Origin of the sequence: Tumidithrix elongata BACA0141, from assembly GCF_036349135.1 — a bacterium.
Lineage (GTDB): Bacteria > Cyanobacteriota > Cyanobacteriia > Pseudanabaenales > Pseudanabaenaceae > Tumidithrix > Tumidithrix elongata.
The window spans coordinates 1-17259 of the sequence record NZ_JAZBJZ010000116.1 but is presented as its reverse complement, the minus strand read 5'-3'; the positions used below and the strand labels follow the sequence as shown (position 1 = coordinate 17259).

23 protein-coding genes and 1 tRNA gene are annotated in these 17259 nt (G+C 43.7%); 13 read left to right on the top strand and 11 right to left on the bottom strand.

What is annotated here, in order from left to right; genetic code table 11:
- Window positions 1-118: 118 nt before the first annotated feature.
- From V2H45_RS20920 to V2H45_RS20910, 3 genes are read left to right on the top strand one after another with little or no spacing between them, the layout of a single operon-like run.
- Window positions 119-826, top strand: a complete 708-nt coding sequence (locus tag V2H45_RS20920) for an IS1 family transposase (protein WP_330485626.1) — start codon at window positions 119-121, stop codon at window positions 824-826.
- Window positions 784-1119 (top strand): IS66 family transposase, encoded by a 336-nt coding sequence (locus V2H45_RS20915; RefSeq protein ID WP_330485625.1) that lies wholly within the window; start codon window positions 784-786, stop codon window positions 1117-1119. Before V2H45_RS20920 ends, V2H45_RS20915 begins: the two co-directional genes overlap by 43 nt.
- Window positions 1116-1970, top strand: a complete 855-nt coding sequence (locus tag V2H45_RS20910) for a tetratricopeptide repeat protein (RefSeq protein ID WP_330485624.1) — start codon at window positions 1116-1118, stop codon at window positions 1968-1970. Before V2H45_RS20915 ends, V2H45_RS20910 begins: the two co-directional genes overlap by 4 nt.
- Window positions 1971-2135: 165 nt before the next feature.
- Here the strand turns inward: V2H45_RS20910 and V2H45_RS20905 are convergent, their stop codons facing one another.
- The 4 genes from V2H45_RS20905 to V2H45_RS20890 all read right to left on the bottom strand — a co-directional run bounded on the left by V2H45_RS20905 (window position 2136) and on the right by V2H45_RS20890 (window position 4862).
- On the bottom strand, window positions 2136-2450 hold the full coding sequence (locus tag V2H45_RS20905; RefSeq protein ID WP_330485623.1) for a helix-turn-helix domain-containing protein: 315 nt from the start codon (window positions 2448-2450) through the stop codon (window positions 2136-2138).
- The gene (locus tag V2H45_RS20900) at window positions 2443-2835 is read right to left on the bottom strand and encodes a type II toxin-antitoxin system RelE/ParE family toxin (protein WP_330485622.1); all 393 of its coding nucleotides are present in this window, start codon (window positions 2833-2835) and stop codon (window positions 2443-2445) included. The genes V2H45_RS20905 and V2H45_RS20900 overlap by 8 nt, the downstream gene beginning before the upstream one ends.
- Window positions 2836-2920: 85 nt before the next feature.
- The gene (locus V2H45_RS20895; protein WP_330485621.1) at window positions 2921-3550 is read right to left on the bottom strand and encodes a Uma2 family endonuclease; all 630 of its coding nucleotides are present in this window, start codon (window positions 3548-3550) and stop codon (window positions 2921-2923) included.
- Window positions 3551-3605: 55 nt separating this feature from the next.
- Window positions 3606-4862 (bottom strand): dicarboxylate/amino acid:cation symporter, encoded by a 1257-nt coding sequence (locus tag V2H45_RS20890; protein ID WP_330485620.1) that lies wholly within the window; start codon window positions 4860-4862, stop codon window positions 3606-3608.
- A gap of 168 nt (window positions 4863-5030) precedes the next feature.
- Here V2H45_RS20890 and V2H45_RS20885 point away from each other — a divergent pair, with 168 nt between their 5' ends.
- Window positions 5031-5696 carry an iron uptake porin gene (locus V2H45_RS20885; protein ID WP_330485619.1) on the top strand — a complete coding sequence of 222 codons (666 nt, stop codon included), beginning with the start codon at window positions 5031-5033 and terminating at the stop codon, window positions 5694-5696.
- Window positions 5697-5880: 184 nt separating this feature from the next.
- Window positions 5881-6189, top strand: coding sequence for a hypothetical protein (locus V2H45_RS20880; protein WP_330485618.1), 309 nt, complete (start codon window positions 5881-5883; stop codon window positions 6187-6189).
- 52 nt (window positions 6190-6241) lie between these two features.
- Here V2H45_RS20880 and V2H45_RS20875 read toward each other — a convergent pair whose 3' ends face one another.
- The 3 genes from V2H45_RS20875 to V2H45_RS20865 form a co-directional block, all read right to left on the bottom strand.
- Window positions 6242-7888 carry a bifunctional metallophosphatase/5'-nucleotidase gene (locus tag V2H45_RS20875; RefSeq protein WP_330485617.1) on the bottom strand — a complete coding sequence of 549 codons (1647 nt, stop codon included), beginning with the start codon at window positions 7886-7888 and terminating at the stop codon, window positions 6242-6244.
- Window positions 7889-8037: 149 nt separating this feature from the next.
- Window positions 8038-8661, bottom strand: coding sequence for a Uma2 family endonuclease (locus tag V2H45_RS20870; RefSeq protein ID WP_330485616.1), 624 nt, complete (start codon window positions 8659-8661; stop codon window positions 8038-8040).
- A gap of 313 nt (window positions 8662-8974) precedes the next feature.
- Window positions 8975-9046 (bottom strand) — tRNA-Thr (locus V2H45_RS20865).
- 231 nt (window positions 9047-9277) lie between these two features.
- Here V2H45_RS20865 and V2H45_RS20860 point away from each other — a divergent pair.
- On the top strand, window positions 9278-9637 hold the full coding sequence (locus V2H45_RS20860; protein ID WP_330485615.1) for a nuclear transport factor 2 family protein: 360 nt from the start codon (window positions 9278-9280) through the stop codon (window positions 9635-9637).
- A gap of 47 nt (window positions 9638-9684) precedes the next feature.
- Window positions 9685-10383, top strand: coding sequence for an SAM-dependent methyltransferase (locus V2H45_RS20855; protein ID WP_330485614.1), 699 nt, complete (start codon window positions 9685-9687; stop codon window positions 10381-10383).
- A 198-nt stretch (window positions 10384-10581) separates the two neighbouring features.
- On the opposite strand, the gene V2H45_RS20850 is transcribed toward V2H45_RS20855, so the two are convergent.
- The 3 genes from V2H45_RS20850 to V2H45_RS20840 form a co-directional block, all read right to left on the bottom strand.
- Window positions 10582-10782 carry a hypothetical protein gene (locus tag V2H45_RS20850; RefSeq protein WP_330485613.1) on the bottom strand — a complete coding sequence of 67 codons (201 nt, stop codon included), beginning with the start codon at window positions 10780-10782 and terminating at the stop codon, window positions 10582-10584.
- Window positions 10783-11212: 430 nt separating this feature from the next.
- On the bottom strand, window positions 11213-11329 hold the full coding sequence (locus tag V2H45_RS20845; RefSeq protein ID WP_330485612.1) for a Photosystem I reaction center subunit IX: 117 nt from the start codon (window positions 11327-11329) through the stop codon (window positions 11213-11215).
- A 42-nt stretch (window positions 11330-11371) separates the two neighbouring features.
- Entirely contained in the window at window positions 11372-11938 is a 567-nt protein-coding gene (locus V2H45_RS20840; protein ID WP_330485611.1) for a Photosystem I reaction center subunit III, read from the bottom strand.
- Between the two features lie 245 nt (window positions 11939-12183).
- Between V2H45_RS20840 and tsaD the strand changes: the two genes are divergently transcribed.
- The 3 genes from tsaD to V2H45_RS20825 all read left to right on the top strand — a co-directional run bounded on the left by tsaD (window position 12184) and on the right by V2H45_RS20825 (window position 14249).
- A complete protein-coding gene (tsaD, locus tag V2H45_RS20835) occupies window positions 12184-13242 on the top strand; it encodes a tRNA (adenosine(37)-N6)-threonylcarbamoyltransferase complex transferase subunit TsaD (protein WP_330485610.1) in 1059 nt (352 codons plus the stop codon).
- 369 nt (window positions 13243-13611) lie between these two features.
- Window positions 13612-13833 carry a hypothetical protein gene (locus tag V2H45_RS20830; protein WP_330485609.1) on the top strand — a complete coding sequence of 74 codons (222 nt, stop codon included), beginning with the start codon at window positions 13612-13614 and terminating at the stop codon, window positions 13831-13833.
- Complete coding sequence (locus V2H45_RS20825; protein WP_330485608.1) at window positions 13833-14249, top strand: type II toxin-antitoxin system VapC family toxin; 417 nt, start codon at window positions 13833-13835, stop codon at window positions 14247-14249. Before V2H45_RS20830 ends, V2H45_RS20825 begins: the two co-directional genes overlap by 1 nt.
- A 150-nt stretch (window positions 14250-14399) precedes the next feature.
- Here V2H45_RS20825 and V2H45_RS20820 read toward each other — a convergent pair whose 3' ends face one another.
- Window positions 14400-15209, bottom strand: coding sequence for a biliverdin-producing heme oxygenase (locus tag V2H45_RS20820; RefSeq protein WP_330485607.1), 810 nt, complete (start codon window positions 15207-15209; stop codon window positions 14400-14402).
- Between the two features lie 255 nt (window positions 15210-15464).
- Here V2H45_RS20820 and ndhC point away from each other — a divergent pair, with 255 nt between their 5' ends.
- From ndhC to V2H45_RS20805, 3 genes are read left to right on the top strand one after another with little or no spacing between them, the layout of a single operon-like run.
- Window positions 15465-15827, top strand: coding sequence for an NADH-quinone oxidoreductase subunit A (gene ndhC / locus V2H45_RS20815; RefSeq protein WP_330485627.1), 363 nt, complete (start codon window positions 15465-15467; stop codon window positions 15825-15827).
- A complete protein-coding gene (locus tag V2H45_RS20810; protein WP_330485606.1) occupies window positions 15824-16567 on the top strand; it encodes an NADH dehydrogenase subunit K in 744 nt (247 codons plus the stop codon). The genes ndhC and V2H45_RS20810 overlap by 4 nt, the downstream gene beginning before the upstream one ends.
- Window positions 16554-17096, top strand: a complete 543-nt coding sequence (locus V2H45_RS20805; protein ID WP_330485605.1) for an NAD(P)H-quinone oxidoreductase subunit J — start codon at window positions 16554-16556, stop codon at window positions 17094-17096. Before V2H45_RS20810 ends, V2H45_RS20805 begins: the two co-directional genes overlap by 14 nt.
- The last annotated feature ends 163 nt before the right edge of the window (window positions 17097-17259 follow it).

Here is a 17259-nt window from a genome sequence, read left to right as displayed (position 1 = left end):
TCTTGAGGTGGTTTTGGCACTGTTACCCACGCAAGAAGATGGAGTTAGATTACGGGGTAGTGATGCAAAGTAATGCTAAGGCTGTAACATAGAATTGTCAATCGTTTTAATGATTCTTATGAACTGTCCAAAGTGTAAATCAGAGCACATAATCAAATATGGGAAAACGCATTATGAGAAACCAAGATTCAAATGTCAAGACTGTGGACGGCAGTTTGTGGAGAATCCAACAAGACAACCCATTGATGCGGCTACCCGTGAGATGGTTGACAAATTATTGCTTGAACGTCTTGCCCTAGCTGCGATCGTTAGGATAACAGGAGTGTCGGCGAGATGGCTACAAAGCTATGTGAATCAGAAATACAAACAGATATCCCAAAAAGTTGAAGTTACTCAAAAAAAAATAGGAAAGTTGACGATTCAGTTAGATGAGATGTGGTCATTTGTTGGCAATAAACAAAATAAGAAATGGATTTGGTTAGCTATTGATGCTGACACCCGTGAAATTGTTGGAGCCTATATTGGGAATCGTTCTCGTCGTTCAGCAAGGAAGCTATGGTTGTCAATACCTGCTGTTTATCGTCAGTGTGCGATATGTTATACCGATTTTTGGGAAGCCTACTCACAGGTTTTGCCCAGTAAGCGACATAAAGCCGTGGGAAAGGAAACAGGCAAAACCAGTTATATCGAGAGACTTAACAATACTTTCCGCCAAAGAATTGGAAGATTAGTACGGAAGACATTATCTTTCTCTAAGAAATTGAAGAATCACATAGGAGCTATTTGGTACTTCATTCATCATTACAACGCCTCGCTTCGAGCCTAAACATTACTTTGCATCACTACCGATTACGGAAACGTTATCTGGAGTTACGAGAAAACTTGTTTTTGTTTTTGGACGACCCAACGATCCCACCCACAAATAATGCTAGCGAACAAGCGTTACGATGGAGTGTCATATTTAGGAAAATCACGAATGGTTTCCGTTCTATTTGGGGACGAGATCTATTTGCGATGGTTCGCTCTATTGTCAATACTGGTTATCGACAAGGTTTGTCTGCTTTTGAGTCGATTCTTGTGGCTTTGAACCCCCTCGAAGCATTATTTCCTCTAAGTTGAGCAATTACGAATTTAGTACAATTGGCTATAAATTTCTTTGGAAAGATAATGAATCAATCGCATCGCCTGAAGCACAGACAGCTTATCAAAGTTCTGTCGCATTAAATCCTGATAATTCTAGGGCATGGCGAGAGTTCGGCATTAGTCACGCTAAATTAGGACAGTATGAATCAGCGATTGTATCCTTTCAACAGGCGATCGGTCTCAACCCCAAAGATGCCTATCCCCACAGCGATTTGGGACTTACCTACCTAGTGCAAGGAAAGTACGAATTAGCGATAGCATCCTTTCAACAGGCGATCAACCTCAACCCCAAAAATACAGACTATCGATGCAGTTTAGGAATTGTTTATCGGAAAAATGCTCAATATGAATTAGCTTTTGAATGCTATCAAAAAGCGATAGAACTCGATCCAAAATCTGCTTTTTCCCACAACAGTTTAGGATATTTTTATTTGTCTCAGGGAGATCTTGAAAAAGCTAAAACCGAGTTCATTGAGGCAATTAATCTTGATTCTAAAAATTGGACAAACGTGATGAATCTTGGGTTTGTTAGTGGATTACAAGGCAACCAAACAGAAGCAATTAACCTATGGAAACAAGGATTAAAACTTCTTACAGGTAATTCTCAATACGATCGCCTTTTTCGAGCATTACATGAAGTGGGAGTTGGTGAAATTGAGCGTGGCACAAACAGTTTACGAGAGATTTTAGAAATAGAGAAAATTCCATTGGGTTATCTATCAGAAGTTCTTGAGGATGCAGAACTTATGGCGCGATTTCCTGCTAAACTTGAGGGCATCGATCCTGTGGTTGAGATGCTGCGTCAGGCGATTGTAAAGGTGCAATAAGTAGCTGTGCTTCAACTTCAAACGTAAAGATTGAGATCCCCGACTTTTTCTGCGCGAGCAAAAGGGATTTGCAAATTTACATAAAAAGTCGGAGATCTGGCTATACATTGGAATTTCGTTGAGGTTTGGCGATCGCCCTTAATTTCCTGAAACCTAAAACAGCGACTAGATCAAACTCGTCTCAAGCTCGATCTCTGCAAACTTAATCTCAACCTTCTGATTGAGAGCGCTAGCAATTTTCTGCAACATTGACAGCGAATGCCCATCATAATCAGCATCCTCAAGCCTAGCGATCGCCGATTGTTTAGTACCAACGCGATCGGCAAGTTGTTTCTGTGTCAAGCCCCTAGCAGTCCTTGCCTCATAGATAAGTTGAGCCACGATTGCATTCAGCGAAGCCTCCCTAACCAGATTCTCCATTTCAGAATCATTACCAGTCAAACTATCAATAATTTTAAGTGCATCACTAGTCTTAGCCATTATCTAAATCCTCGTCGTAAGTATGGATACTTGGATTCTTTTCAAATAGACGCTTACGCCTAATCGCCCTATCAATATCGGCGATCGGGACTTGATCGGTATCTTTAGTAATGGCATGAGCAAGAATTGCGATATTTTGACCATCAAAAAAGTACAAGATGCGATACTGAACATGAATGTGCTTAGCCCGAAGTTCATAGATTCCATCACGCAGATAATCTGCTGCGGGGCGGCGTAGTTCATAACCCGTACTCGCAAGCTGTCGAATCCGAGCTACACAATTTGCATAACCTTTGCGGTCTTGCTTTAGTAAGACTTTCAGCCACTCCAAAACAGGAGCAGCACCACCTTCATCTTGATAGAAAATAACTTGCGCTTTTGGCACACTCACCACTACGATAGTTTTACCACATTAAATCACAATATTGTTATATTTGATCGTTAGATATAGTGATAGGCGATATAAGCGGTTAAGATTGCGATGGAGATGTTTGACTAGATTCGATCGCAGCGCGAAATGTATTGGCAGCTTCTAGGCGTGAGGTTTGTGCCATCAAGACACAGCGAGTCAGCAATGCGATATCTAAGGTTGCAAGCTCTGGAATTTCACTACGAGCAATTGATTCGTAATTACGATCGCGGAGGCGATAGAGGGTAAATATGCCATCCTGCCAAAACCAGACTTCAGGGATACCTAACGCCTGATAGCGTTGCAATTTTTTAGGACTGCCGCTCGTAAATACAACTTCAATTACCAGATCGGGGGTAGGTTTAGATGTGCCAAAACAGTAAGATTCATCTGGCTCAACCGAAACTTCACCCTCACGCTCTTGCCTCATCGAACCAGTTGGCTCGAACTCGATCCCCATCTCCACACAAAACATTTCAATCAGCATCCCAATGATGGTTTTATAGAATTCGTGCGCGCGTCCGGGCATGAGAATTTCGATGGTGTTATTGTGATAGAAAAGTCGTATCCCCGTAGAATCACCAAAACCTGCTTGGATCAGCTTAAATTGCTGCCAAGTAATGCCCGAATAAACAAGGCATTGATCTTCTGGTACGTCAGATATAACCGTGCGGAGTGGGGTTTGAGTCATAGGGATACCTCATTACCAATGTTTTTAGTATGACATGAAGCCCAAAAAGCGATCGCTAGCCCTTATTGGATGATGCCTGTATGGCGACTTCCAAGGGCTGATCCAATATCGGTTGCTCCGCTTCCCAACGGCTGAGAATAATCGCATTTACACTATTGCCAATTACGTTGATCACTGTCTTAAAGCCATCCGTGAGGCGATCGATACCTGCCACGACTGCGATTCCTTCTAAAGGTAGCCCTGATGCCGATAGAACCGTCGCCATCGTGATCAAAGCCGAGCCGGGCACGCCGGGGGTGCTAAAGGAAACTAATAAGCTACTGACACCAATCGCCATCAACAGAGAGGGCGTCAATGGAATTTGATAAATTTGGGCGATAAAAATAGCATTAAACCCCTGTAAAATCGCCGCGCCATCGCGTTTGAGCGCTGTACCCAATGGAATCGCAAAACTGGCAATTTCTTCACGCAAACCGTAATTCTCTTGGATGTTCTGCAATAAAACGGGTAGAACAGCATTGGAACTTGCCGTTCCGAATCCTAAAATCATGGCTTGAGAAAGACTGCGAAAGAACTTAATAGGATCGGCTTTTAGAATAAACAGAACGATGATATAAAACACAGTCATGATGCTGGTCGCCAGCAGCAAGCCCAAAACATAGAATAGCAATCTCGCTACCAGTGCCAATCCCTGCGTGGCAATCACCGAGCTAATTAGCGCAAACACACCAAAGGGAGCCACATACAAAATCACCGATAAAATCTTCTCGCTGATATGGTAGATGCTCTCAATAAAATCCATAAATGGTTTTGACTTCTCATGGGCAAGTTGGATACCAATGCCAAATAAGAACGCCGAAAAAATGATTTGCAACAGATTCCCTTGACTGAGCGCCTCTAACGGGTTCACTGGAATCAGGCTGACCAACCAACTCACCAAAGAAGGCGCTTGCACCAATGCAGAATCCCCTGACAGCGTAAATCCTGTCACACCAACCCCAGGCTGCAAAACTAAAGCAGTCGTAATTCCCAAGCAAAGTGAAACAAAACTTGTAAGCACATAACTGGTCATTAACTTGGCGGCATACCTTCCCACCTGTCCCGCACCTTGAATTCGGGTTAAGCCCAAAAGTAGCGAGGAAAACACAATGGGAACGACCACAAACTGAATGAGTCGTAAAAAACCTGCGCCGACAGGTGCTAAAACATATCCATCAATGAGGGCAATACTTTCAGGGAAACTCGTATTCAGTAGCGTTCCGAATGCAATGCCCACGCCAAGGGCAACCAAGATTAAAGTCGATAGATTCATGACAGAGGGGTAGTACTAGTGATTCATAATGGGGTTGTTGCCGTTTCTAGGATTTTGACGCGCGATCGCTACTTCATCCAACTCAGGGTTAAATCTGAATGACGAACGATTTTCGGGTAAAATGTTGATATTAGGTGCATTGACTCAACTTTGTCGTCCTTAAAGATCATGCTTAAACAAGAATTAACAACAAATCGCCTGCTTTTTAGCATCGCGATCGCCTTGGTATGTTTTCCTACTACAATTGCAGCACAAAACGTTACAACCATAACTCAAAGTACTGACTCCCAGACAAATAAGCAGTTGTCAGTTACACAAACTGAAATAACGCAGAATGTGACTTCCACATCCCAGTTTCGCGATGTTAATCCTACGGATTGGGCATTTCCCGCATTGCAATCCCTTGTCGAACGCTATGGATGCATTGCAGGATATCCAGATGGGACATTTCGCGGCAACCAAGCGATGACTCGATATGAGTTTGTGGCAGGTATGAGCAATTGCTTAGATAAGTTGAACGAGAAATTTTCGGAACAGCTCGATCGCAAGGCAAGTAAAGAGGAACTGCAAAGGCTACAAACGGAACTCTCCAAACAAAGCCAAGAACTTGCAGCCTTGGCTGATTCGGTCAAACATTACTACGTGATCGTTCCTTCCACCTCCGAATCTTTATTAGAGAAAGCCAGAGAAATCGTTCCCACTGCCAAAATCAGCTCGTCTAGATTGGGTAAATATATCGAGATTCAAGGCTTTAACAAACGCAGTAGTGCCGAAGCCCTCAATACAACGGTGCGATCGCGTGGGTTTGACTCTAGGGTGATTTACGAAAATTAGTACGCATTAGTACTTATAGGTAGCCAACTCCTCCCATTAGCCTGCGTTGCATAGATTTTGTGCGATGGCTGCGATCGCGATCGCATAAAATTCCCCCTGCGATCGCAGGGAAAGATTGAACCTTTAGAAAGGGTGCACCTGTCTAAAGGGGGGTAATCGTAAATGACTTACTGAGAGGTATCCCATGAAAGCTTTAACACTTGCCCTAATTGCTACAACTGCGCTAGGAACTGCCCTCTACAATCCTACCTCTGCCTCTGCGGGGGAAGTTGCAAACCGTTTAGAGCGCCAACAAGAACGCATCTACAAGGGCGTGCAACAGGGACAAATCAGCCCTGCTGAATATCAAAATCTGCAAAGGAGAGAGGCAAGCATCAACGCCCAACGCCAAAATGCCCTGAGTGATGGCCACCTATCTGCTCAAGAATATCGCCAACTCAATCGCCGCGAAAATCGCGTTTCGCGTTCAATCTATCGCGATCGCCACGACTAGATAGAAATGCCACGTTCAAAAAAGTTGCGATCCAGCTTTTTTGAACGTGGCATCATTGGCGCACAATGCGATTCTCGATTTTGGGCTGCAAAGGGGAGCTAGCACTGATATATTCTGCGATCGCGTCAGCCATGAGATAGCCAGTCTCTAGAAGGTTTTTACCTTCTGCAAAAGTACGATAACCATCCCCACCTGAAGTCAGAAAATTAGTTGTCGCTACCCGATAAATTGCCTGTGGATTTAGCAAGTGGAAGTTACCAGATTCATCTTCTATCTCTATCTTGATGACGCGCTTACCCGCAGGCAATTTAGCATCCCAGACAAAGTGCATTCCTGCCACTTGCGGAAATCTTCCTTCCTCTTGTTCTACCAAACTAACCCCATTCTCTAAGGCTGCCTGCAACTGTTGCCCTGTCAACTCAACGCGTGTAATCGTATTCCCAAAAGGAAGGGCTTCTAATACATTTCCCATGGTGATATCCCCCATAGGAAAACCACTGCGAATACCACCCGCATTGACCAGCACGACCTGTACGAGATCGCGCTTAGTTTTTGCCAAGATTGCATCCGCAACCAAATTCCCTAAACTAGTTTCACTCGTTCTCATTTTGACGCGATCGCCATCTAGAGCAACCAGTGATTTACCAATAACCTTTTGGCGCATTGCCTCAATCGGTGCGGCGTAGGCTTTCAGCTTCGTTTCAAACTCACGATTGGGAGCGATCGCCATATCAATCCCATGGGGTTTTCCTGCCCATGCAATCAGCTTCCCTGCTCGGTCAAAACTCACCGATAGATCGCCTACATATTTACCCCATTCCCAATCTGTAACGACCAATACAGGTTCCTTGGTGCTATTCTTCTCAACCAATGGATAGGGATGATTGGCATTGGGAATATTGCCCACAGGTGTATGGCTATGCGCGCCAATAATGATATCGATATCAGATACTTGTCGCGCTAATGCCAGATCATTCTCAAAGCCAATGTGCGTCAGTGCCACAATTTTATTAATTCCTTGCTGCTTGAGCGCGAGAACCGATGACCTTGCTGCTGCGATCGGATCAGTGAACTTCACACCTTCCCCAACATTCGATAAAATTGCCGTGTCTGGTGTCGTCAACCCGAAAACACCAATCTTTTCACCTTTCACCTCAAGAATGTGCCAAGGTCGAATTTTGTCATACAGGGGCGATGTGATTGCGATGTCGAGATTAGCGGAAACGAGTGGGAATTTTGCTTTGCTTAAGAAGTCGGCGAGTACCTGTTGACCGCGATCGAATTCGTGATTGCCGATTGTGCCTGCATCGTAGGCAAGGGCATTATAAAAATCAAGGTCAGCCTGTCCAAGGTATTGATTGAAATAGAGCGTGCCTTGGAAGATATCGCCTGCATCGAATAACAGCAAAGGTTCCCGATCGCTTTTACTCTCAGCACGAATTTGGTCGATTAAGGTGCGACGACGGGAAATCCCCCCAAGTAGGCGATCGCCAAATTTCACGGGTTCCAGATGCGCGTGATGATCGTTCGTGTGTAAAATCCGCAGTGAGAAGCGCTCTTCCTGTGCGACGCTATGCAAAAGGGCAGGAGAGGCGATCGCAATCAGAAAAGTAAAGCTAAAAACTAAGAGAATATAGAGAAACTGCCTAATCTGATGTTTGGTCTTGAAGTAATTGGAGATCGCTTTAAATTCTTTCATTGCTTTCACAATTAGCACGCTTAAATTCAGATGTTTATGTCAGTTTAATCCCTGTAAAGTTGGTTTTAAGCCCTGAAAGCCCTATCTGGAAGAACTTATAGCTATCATCATTACCTAAATAGGACTACCCCTGTAAGGGTTTAATAAACTCACTGTGCAATCAAAAGCTTGCGCCATGCCCTGACCATTTCAGGTTCGCGGTCAGGTTGGATATGCTCTGCCATTAGGTCAAGATCGAGATTGGGGAAAATTTGGCTTTTGGCGATTGCTTCATAACCAGAGCCATCTTGTTTAATGTGATAGAGTGAAAAGCGATTGCTCTGATAAAACCAAACTTCAGGTATCTGTAAGCCTTTATAGATTTCGAGCTTATCAATACCGCCACTGGTGACAGTTACTTCGATGGCTAGGTCTGGAAATTGTTTGCGAGCGCCAATACAAAAGCTTTCGTCTGGTTCTAGTCCGCGATTTGTTGATTTGGATTTGCAAGTGGCAGAACCACAGCTAAATAGGTCAATCTCCAGAGCATCGGTATAGATATATAAAAGCCTCGCGATTAAGGTTTTAAGCATTTCATGCTCTGGAGAAAGCGTCACAATTTCTAAAACTCCTTGCAGATAGGCTAGATGTAGGTTTTGATGCCCAGAGAAGATCTCGATAAATTGTTCGTATTGCTGCCAAGTAATTCCATAGAGGGGAATACGCGGTTCGGCGATCGCAGGAGCAATCAGTTTTTCTAGATCGGGTTGAGGTATATCAAGAGTAATTTTCATATTATTTTAATGATTGATACTTCTCAAATTCCTACTTAGGAAATCACCAAATGTATTGATTGATTTACATCCTTGTCTCATTTCGCTATTCGTACTTTAGACTAATCAGCTCGTAAGCCAAAGGCTAGACACACGAATTTACACTGCTTGAGTCTGATTTTATGTTGTTTTTTTGATTTCTTGAAGGTTTGGTTGTAGGTGCAACTTTGCTCAAACTCTTCAATTCCGATGAGCGAGAGTTTTTACTACATTACCCCTGCCCCTAAACCTTGAAAGTTTATATGTTTGGGTAATCAGTCATTCCTGAAACCTAAGCCCTCAATGGGATTTGAACCCATGACCTTCTCCTTACCAAGGAGATGCTCTACCCCTGAGCCATGAGGGCGTAAACGCTGAAAGATTTTCAAGCTTATAGATTATTACATAAGAAATGCCCACTTGATTGTTTATTTGTATAAATTTTCACAGACCCGCGATCGCTAAATTGCCCAAACACAAATATTTCGATCGCATAATGGTTGTAGAGAATGAGCCGCGATCCGAACAGACTCAGTCTTTTTGGTGCTTCGCTTGAAACCTGTAGATCGGGCAAACCCATTACAGAGAGAAAAACTTCATGTTGACAGAAGAGATCGCTTTGCAAACCACCCATGATTGGATCGAGGCTTGGAATGCCCACGATCTAGATCGAATCATGTCCCACTATGCAGAGGGTGTGGAATTTACCTCCCCCTTCATTGTTAAATTACTCGGCGATCGCACGGGAACTGTGAAAGGCATACCCGAACTAAGAGCCTATTTTGCCAAAGGTCTAGCCGCCTATCCACAACTCAAGTTTGAGCTAATCCAAATTTTGCTAGGCGTAGACAGCTTTATCATCTACTATCGCAGCGTCAACGACCTTATCGCCGCTGAGCAGTTTTTTGTGAATCCCGCAGGCGCGATCGTAAAAGTCGCCGCGCACTATAGTATTTAGGCTCATTTCCCAGCACCCTTGAAATCTGCTAACGGTCAAAAACAATTATGGGTTTAAAACTTGCAAATGTCGTGCCTTGGGGGCGATCGCTGCCCGAATATATCAAGATGTTTGCGCTCAGCGATCGAGACTTAAGTTTGAGCATCCTCGACTGTGCCGCAGGCCCCGCAAGTTTCAATGCAGAACTCACTCACAAGGGTGGCAATGTAATTTCCTGCGATCCGATTTATCAATTTGGGGTTGGTGATATTGCGAAACAGATTGATGCCACCTACACCACCATTATTCAGCAGGTTTCAGCGAATCTAGACCGTTATGTTTGGCGAGATATTGACTCACCCGCGCAACTCGGTCAGGTGCGTATGTCAGCCATGGGTTTGTTTTTAGAAGACTTTCCCAAGGGCTTACAAAATGGCAGATACATGCTGGAGAGTCTGCCCCAACTCTCGTTTGCCACACAGCAGTTTGACTTGGCGCTATGCTCTCATTTTTTATTTGCTTACTCTAAGCAACTATCTGAGACTTTCCACTATGAAGCGATCGCAGAAATGTGCAGAGTTGCCAAAGAAGTCAGAATTTTTCCTTTATTAACTATCTCAGGCGAGCCATCTCCCTATTTACACACCATCATCGAAACATTAACGCAGCAAGGATATCAACCAGAAATCCAATCCGTTAACTATGAATTTCAACGTGGGGGGAATCAGATGTTGAAAATTTGTAAACCTTTATTTTTCAATAAATAAAGGTGTAGAACTTTTCGCATCTGCACCTTAATTCAATCGAGTTTTAAACATTTTTGAGAAACCCGCAATTTCTAGGGAAATTTCTTGCCATCGATAAAGCATTCGAGCATCAATCTTGAGAATCGATGAACAAATTTATTCCGAATGCTTTGCCTTACCAAACCAGAAATTTATAGGCTTGCAATTTCATGCGCAGTTTTAAATCGCCTCTAAATCGTTTGTCATAAACCAGTTGCTGACATATCTGCCTGTAGATACCTCAAAAGAAACCAAATATTCACAACTTGATTTTTCTTTATTAAGTGCGGAATCACAGGGAGCCAACTTGACAACTTGACCTTTTTTACGGTTCCAGCTACCAGATAATGACCGAATTCTGACTTGATCTCCAACTTTCATAGATGTGTCTCCTTAAACTTGATGAATATAACTTTGGAACCTACGCGAGGGTCTCGGATTTTAGTGGAATTGCATCAAGTACCTCAACGCAAAGAAGTTAGTGCTTCATTTTCTTGTTTTTGGTAACAGGGTTAGTCGCTTTATGCGTAAGTTCTGAATTTGTGCAATATAGAAAACTATTTGAGTGAACTATAGGTTTATATAGTAATTTTTTTATAAAGCGATCGCAAAACTAAATAAAACTGAATTTCTGAATCGGCTGAGCACAAGAAAACGCTAGTTTAGCAAAAGGGGCTCAGGAAATATACTTCCCAAACCCCTTTTTCATTCAGAGCTTTTGTTTTTTTGAAGGCAGTTTAGTGCGTCAATTGGCAAAAAACCCTGCTACTAAGCATTTCAGGACACATTCTGTAAGGAATGCGAGTAAATGCTAGAAAGGGAAAATCAGCAGATCGGGGAAAAAGCGATTTGCTTCAATTAAAACACCTGCGGTGATAGACATCCAAATGGTGGTTATCACGGGTGCAGAAGATAAAAAATTAATCATCGATATATTTCTCCTAAGGAAGGCTTAAAAGCTAGGGTTTAATTAGCGAGGTGAAACAGTTACTTCTTTTTCAGGAGCTAGTAATTCACCACTAGCAAATTCCTTGAGAGCGGCAAGAGGCCAAATAAAGCCAGTCAACATAAATTTGACAGCTAAAGGCACATCCAGCACGATTTCTTTACCAGTAGCATCATCAGATTTGCGGACTGCGCGCAAGTAGTCGCGACCAACCCAGCCGATCCAGCCAGTGATAAATAGGAATAAAACGCTAGGAATTAGGAATTCACCAGCATGACTCCAACGACCGTCAGAGATTAGATGGGGTAAGCCATCATCACCACACAACAGGCTAGAGTCGGCGTACTTAGCAAAACGAGCTTTGGTTGCATCAATTTTGCCAGCTAGATATTTGGCAGGAGCGCTACCAGGGGTAAACTTTGCCAAACGAGTTGTATAGCCGTCAACTTCTGTACTAAGACGTTGTTGAAAGGCAGCGGACTTACTGCAAGGAGTAAGTGCAGAGAAATCTGCTAGAGCCGCAGGTGCAGTAGCAAGGCTGAAGCCAAACCACATGCTGAATACTAAAATAAGAGCAAACAGTCTTCGCATAGACTTACCTTTGTAAAGTTAGGTAAAGTAAATAAGGGATATTCTTGTTAAGAACTTAGCAGTGGATCATATATCTGTGCGTGTACCTCGGTAAAGCAATCTTCACAACCTGTAAATTTAATTAATCAGAATAGAACCGTTAGCTGTTAGCTTTTAGCATTTAGCGCCCAAGAAATAGCCAATTTTTAATCGCCAAGCGACTCTTAATAACCAAAACCTGAAAACGGATAACGAAATAACTAAAAATGCCAACTGTACTTGCGATCGAGACGAGCTGTGATGAAACTGCGGTAGCTGTAATCCGCGATCGCACGATTCTTAGCAATGTCGTGTCTTCCCAAATTTTAATCCACTCAGTTTGGGGGGGCGTTGTGCCTGAAATTGCGGCGCGGCAGCATGTTGAGACGATTAACTATGCGATCGCTCAGGCATATAAAGATTCTGGCAAAACATGGGCAGAGATTGATGGCATTGCCGTGACGGCTGCGCCAGGTTTAATTGGGGCATTGATGGTAGGAGTAACTGCGGCAAAGACTTTGGCGATGTTGCATCAAAAGCCACTGGTTGGCGTCCACCATTTAGAAGGACATATCTGTTCGGCTTTTTTGGCAGATCCGACCCTAGAGCCACCTTTTTTGTGTTTGCTGGTGTCAGGTGGGCATAGCAGTCTGATTTTGGTCAAAGATTATGGGGAATATAAAGTTGTGGGGCAGACCCGAGATGACGCCGCAGGGGAAGCCTTTGATAAGGTGGCGAGATTGTTAGGTCTAGGTTATCCGGGTGGCCCTGCGATCGACAAGATTGCCGCAACGGGAAATCCTAAGGCCTTTAAATTGCCTCAGGGCAAAATTGCCGATGCTCCCTATGACTCTAGCTTTAGCGGACTAAAAACAGCAGTTTTGCGACTGACCGAAAAATTAGCTCAAGCAAATGCCGAACTATATCCAGAATCCTTGCCAGAATTACCCTTAGCGGATATTGCTGCAAGTTTTCAGGCAACAGTAGCGACAGCGCTTACTACCAGAGCAGTTAACTGTGCTTTAGCCCATAATTTGTCCACAATTGTGGCAGTGGGGGGTGTGGCAGCCAATAGCGCCCTGCGATCGCAACTGGTCGAACGTGCCGAACTCAATCATCTGCGGGCGATTTTTCCACCTCTATCTCTTTGTACGGATAATGCTGCCATGATTGGCTGTGCGGGGGCAATGCACTTGGCAAAGGGGCAGACCTCCCCGATGACGTTGGCGGCGCAGTCTCGCCTTGATATTTCCCTTTGCGATCGGCTTTACCTATGCGATTCCTAAACTAGTTAACTTGAGTCTCCTGCGGGAAGGACGAAAGAAACATTTGAAGCAATCAGATTAGCTTTGTTTAGATATGTAAGTATAAGCTCTGTTTATGGAAAATAGAAGTTCCATTTTGAGCATAAGGGATTGCAGGTTTTCTGATTTTAAATTGAGAGCTATTCTGAAATCATGAGATAGAAGTCAACAGAAATGATTTGTTGAGAGTAAATGAGTTGCAGATCGCTCTATAACAAATCGTTGAAGTGAAGCAAGTAAAGCTGTAGATGAGGCTCAATGTTAACGGTGGACTGGCAAGTTTCATTCTGTCAAATATGCTGTGGGTCAGAAAGATTACAATTGATAGAGAACCCAGATAATTCCACGTAAATGACATTACATGAACTGCAAAAACAAGTCCTGCAATTACCAGCGAGCGATCGCTGGCAGTTGGTGCAAACTCTTTTAGAATCACTCAAGCAGGAAGCTAATCCAAGGTTGAAACGGGGAAACCTATCGCGACTTCGAGGAATTGCAAAAATCTCAGTAGCAGCAGACAATACCGATCCTAAAGACGATTATGCGACCTATCTCACCAAGAAGTATCAATAATGAAAGTTTTAATTGATACCAATGTGGTTCTTGATTTCTTGCAAGAGCGAGAGCCATTTGTGAAAAATGCGACGAGATTATTTGAGCGTATTGATGCTGGAGAAATTGAAGGGTTGATTGCAGCCACAACAATCACCAATATTTATTACATCGTCCGTAAAGCATTAGGTGCATTAGCCGCTCAAGATGCAATCACTCAAGTCCTGACTGATTTAAATATCTGTGTTGTGGATCGAGATGTACTGGAACGGGCGATCGCACTAAATTTTAATGACTTTGAAGATGCAGTGCAGTATGTTTGCGGGGTCGTGCATGGTGTAGATGCAATAGTTACTCGTGATGCTTCAGGGTTTGTTAGTTCAGAGATTCCTGTAGTCTTACCAGAAGAACTTGATACGATCAATACAAGTGGGTAAAAACGGTACAAAACAATGGTGGAACATTTCTTTCGCAGATTTTTTGATTTGGAAGTGCGTGCGATCGCGATGGAATCCAATCAAAAAGGGTGAGATCCTCTCACCCTTTTTGATATTTAAGTTAATTAAGAAGCTACGACTAAGCTACAGTTACTGCGAGGTTGCTTGAGTTGCAACGACGGTAGGAGTAACTGCTTGAGTGGATGAAACAGACTGCACGGCATTAGAGCTAGAAGGCGTTTCTGTTGCTTCTTCTGGAGTAGGAGACAGACGGCTCGTTAAGAAACTCCAAATGGAATTCCATAGGAAACGCAACAAGGCTACAAACCAGTTGCCTTGCAACTCGCGGAACATATCCATATTTTGATGAAATGCATGATTGGCTTCATCAACAATGCGATCGGCAGTTGCTTGGTCAACAGGTAGCGTGTCTAGGGAAGCCCGATAACGCTTCTTAAACTCACCATGATTGCGAATCGTGTCAAACTCATAGAAAGCCGTACCCTCATTCCCTTGCAAGCCCATTGCCTTCTTGGCAATATTCTTGAGGATTTGACCTCCAGAAAGATCGCCCATATAACGGGTATAGGCATGAGCTGCCAGCAGTTCGGGTTCTTTATCCGAAATTTCTTTAATGCGCTGCACGTAATTTTGGCAAGCAGGTGAAGCTTGAACGCGATCGCGCCAGTTTGCCCCAAAATAGTAGGCTAAATCTTGCTCTAAGCTTTGCTCTCTCCAAAGTTCGGGGTAATAGAGTTTACCCACGACTGGATGATGCTGGTGGCGAGTGAATTCTGCTTCTAGGGCAGCATAAACAAAGTACAAATTAGCAGCTAGCTTACTATAGGAAGTTTTATCTACGACCCCTTTTAAGAAACCCTTGATAAAATCAGTACTCTCTGCAGCAGAGTGGGACTTTTTTGTACCCTCGCGCAATTGTGTAGCCAAACCTTGACTCAACGTTGCCTCCTAAAAATTACTATAAGTATTTGTTTGATATAGGTTTAAGAAGTTAAATACAGTAAGTAGTAAGCAAGTATTAATAGATACTGCAAGTGCTAACGCTTGAACTGTAAAGCTTTTCAATAAATTTCAGTATACAAGTGGGGCTATAGAAAAGTTTTAAGTTCGCAACAAATTTTCACGCTAAGCGATCGCTCACCCCCCAGACACAACTATAATTTAGGCAGTTAGGCAAGATCTAGGAGGTAGCAAATCTTGGTTTTAAGCGGTTACGAGTACCTATTGGTATTTACTATTGTCTGCATCCTAGTCCCCATCAGCGGACTTGTGCTATCCAAGTTTCTAAGCCCAGTCGAAACAGGTCCAGCAGGTCGTACAACCTACGAATCTGGCTGCGAACCAGTCGGTGGTGCTTGGATTCAATTTAACATTCGGTATTACATGTTTGCGCTCGCCTTTGTCATTTTTGATGTAGAAACCGTATTTCTATATCCTTGGGCAGTGGCATTTAGCAAACTTGGGCTACTCGCTTTTATAGAAGCACTCATATTTATCGCCATCCTAATTTTAGGGCTGGTTTACGCGTGGAGAAAAGGAGCTTTGGAATGGTCATGAAACCCGAAAATGTCGCTTTGGATTTCAGCATCGAAGAACAAACACAGCGTTTGATTAACCCGATCGATCGACCTCAAGTCACTCAAGACTTGTCGAACAACGTGGTTTTGACAACCCTAAATGATATTTACAACTGGGCAAGAATGTCGAGCCTATGGCCAATGCTATATGGCACGAGTTGCTGCTTTATCGAATTTGCAGCCATGATTGGCTCTCGCTTTGACTTTGACCGCTTTGGTTTGCTACCCCGTTCCAGTCCTCGTCAAGCAGACCTGATCATCACCGCAGGCACCGTTACCATGAAAATGGCTCCTGCCCTCGTGCGCCTTTACGAGCAAATGGCAGAACCCAAGTATGTAATTGCTATGGGTGCTTGCACGATTACGGGCGGTATGTTTAGTACAGACTCTTATACGACCGTGCGTGGGGTTGATAAGCTCATTCCTGTGGATGTTTACATTCCTGGTTGTCCTCCTCGTCCCGAAGCCATCATGGATGCGATCATCAAGCTCAGAAAGAAAATCGGAGCCGAAGGCTTTGGTGAAAGAGCTGGAATTACCCAAACCCATCGTTTTCATACAGTCAAACATGAAATGAAGGTTGTCGATCCGATCTTGACGGGGCAATACCTAGAGTTACCGACTCGGATGGCTCCGCCGAAGGCTTTGGTTGAGTCTGGCATTCCTCTCCCTGCTCTACAAATTTCTCAAAAGGAGGCAGAATTCCTTGGCAACCGATAAATCTGCAAGTTCTGAAGAAAATCAAGCTCAAGAGCAAACAGCAGCAATTACAACCACTCCCGAAGTGTCAACATGGCTGACTACGAACGGCTTTGAACACGAGCTTTTAGGATTGGATCATCAAGGTACGCCTGTTCTCAAGGTCGATCGCGAGTACCTTTTACCCTTTGCCACCGCTCTGTATGCCTACGGGTTTAACTACCTCATGTGTCAGTGCGGTTACGATGCAGGCGCAGGCGAAGAGTTGGTCAGTGTCTATCACTTAGCAAAGCTGACGGATAGTACAGACAAACCCGAGGAAATTCGGCTTAAGGTGTTTTTGCCCCGTACCGATCCCCATTGTCCATCTGTGTTTTGGATTTGGAAAACCGCAGATTGGCAAGAGCGAGAAACCTACGATATGTATGGCATTGTCTACGACGGACATCCCAATCTAAAGCGGATCTTGATGCCCGAAGACTGGATCGGCTACCCCATGCGTAAGGATTATGTAACACCAGACTTTTATGAGTTACAGGATGCTTACTAAATAGCTGTTGGCAGTTAATCAATATCAACAATTATCAATAATAGAGATAGAGAGTAGGCATTATGTCTGCTCTTTTTTGTTATTAGTTGGTCTTTGTAAGTGGGCTAGCCTGAATAATTCATCAGGGAGAGAAAGTGGAGAAAAAAAGAGCCTAAAACTGAGT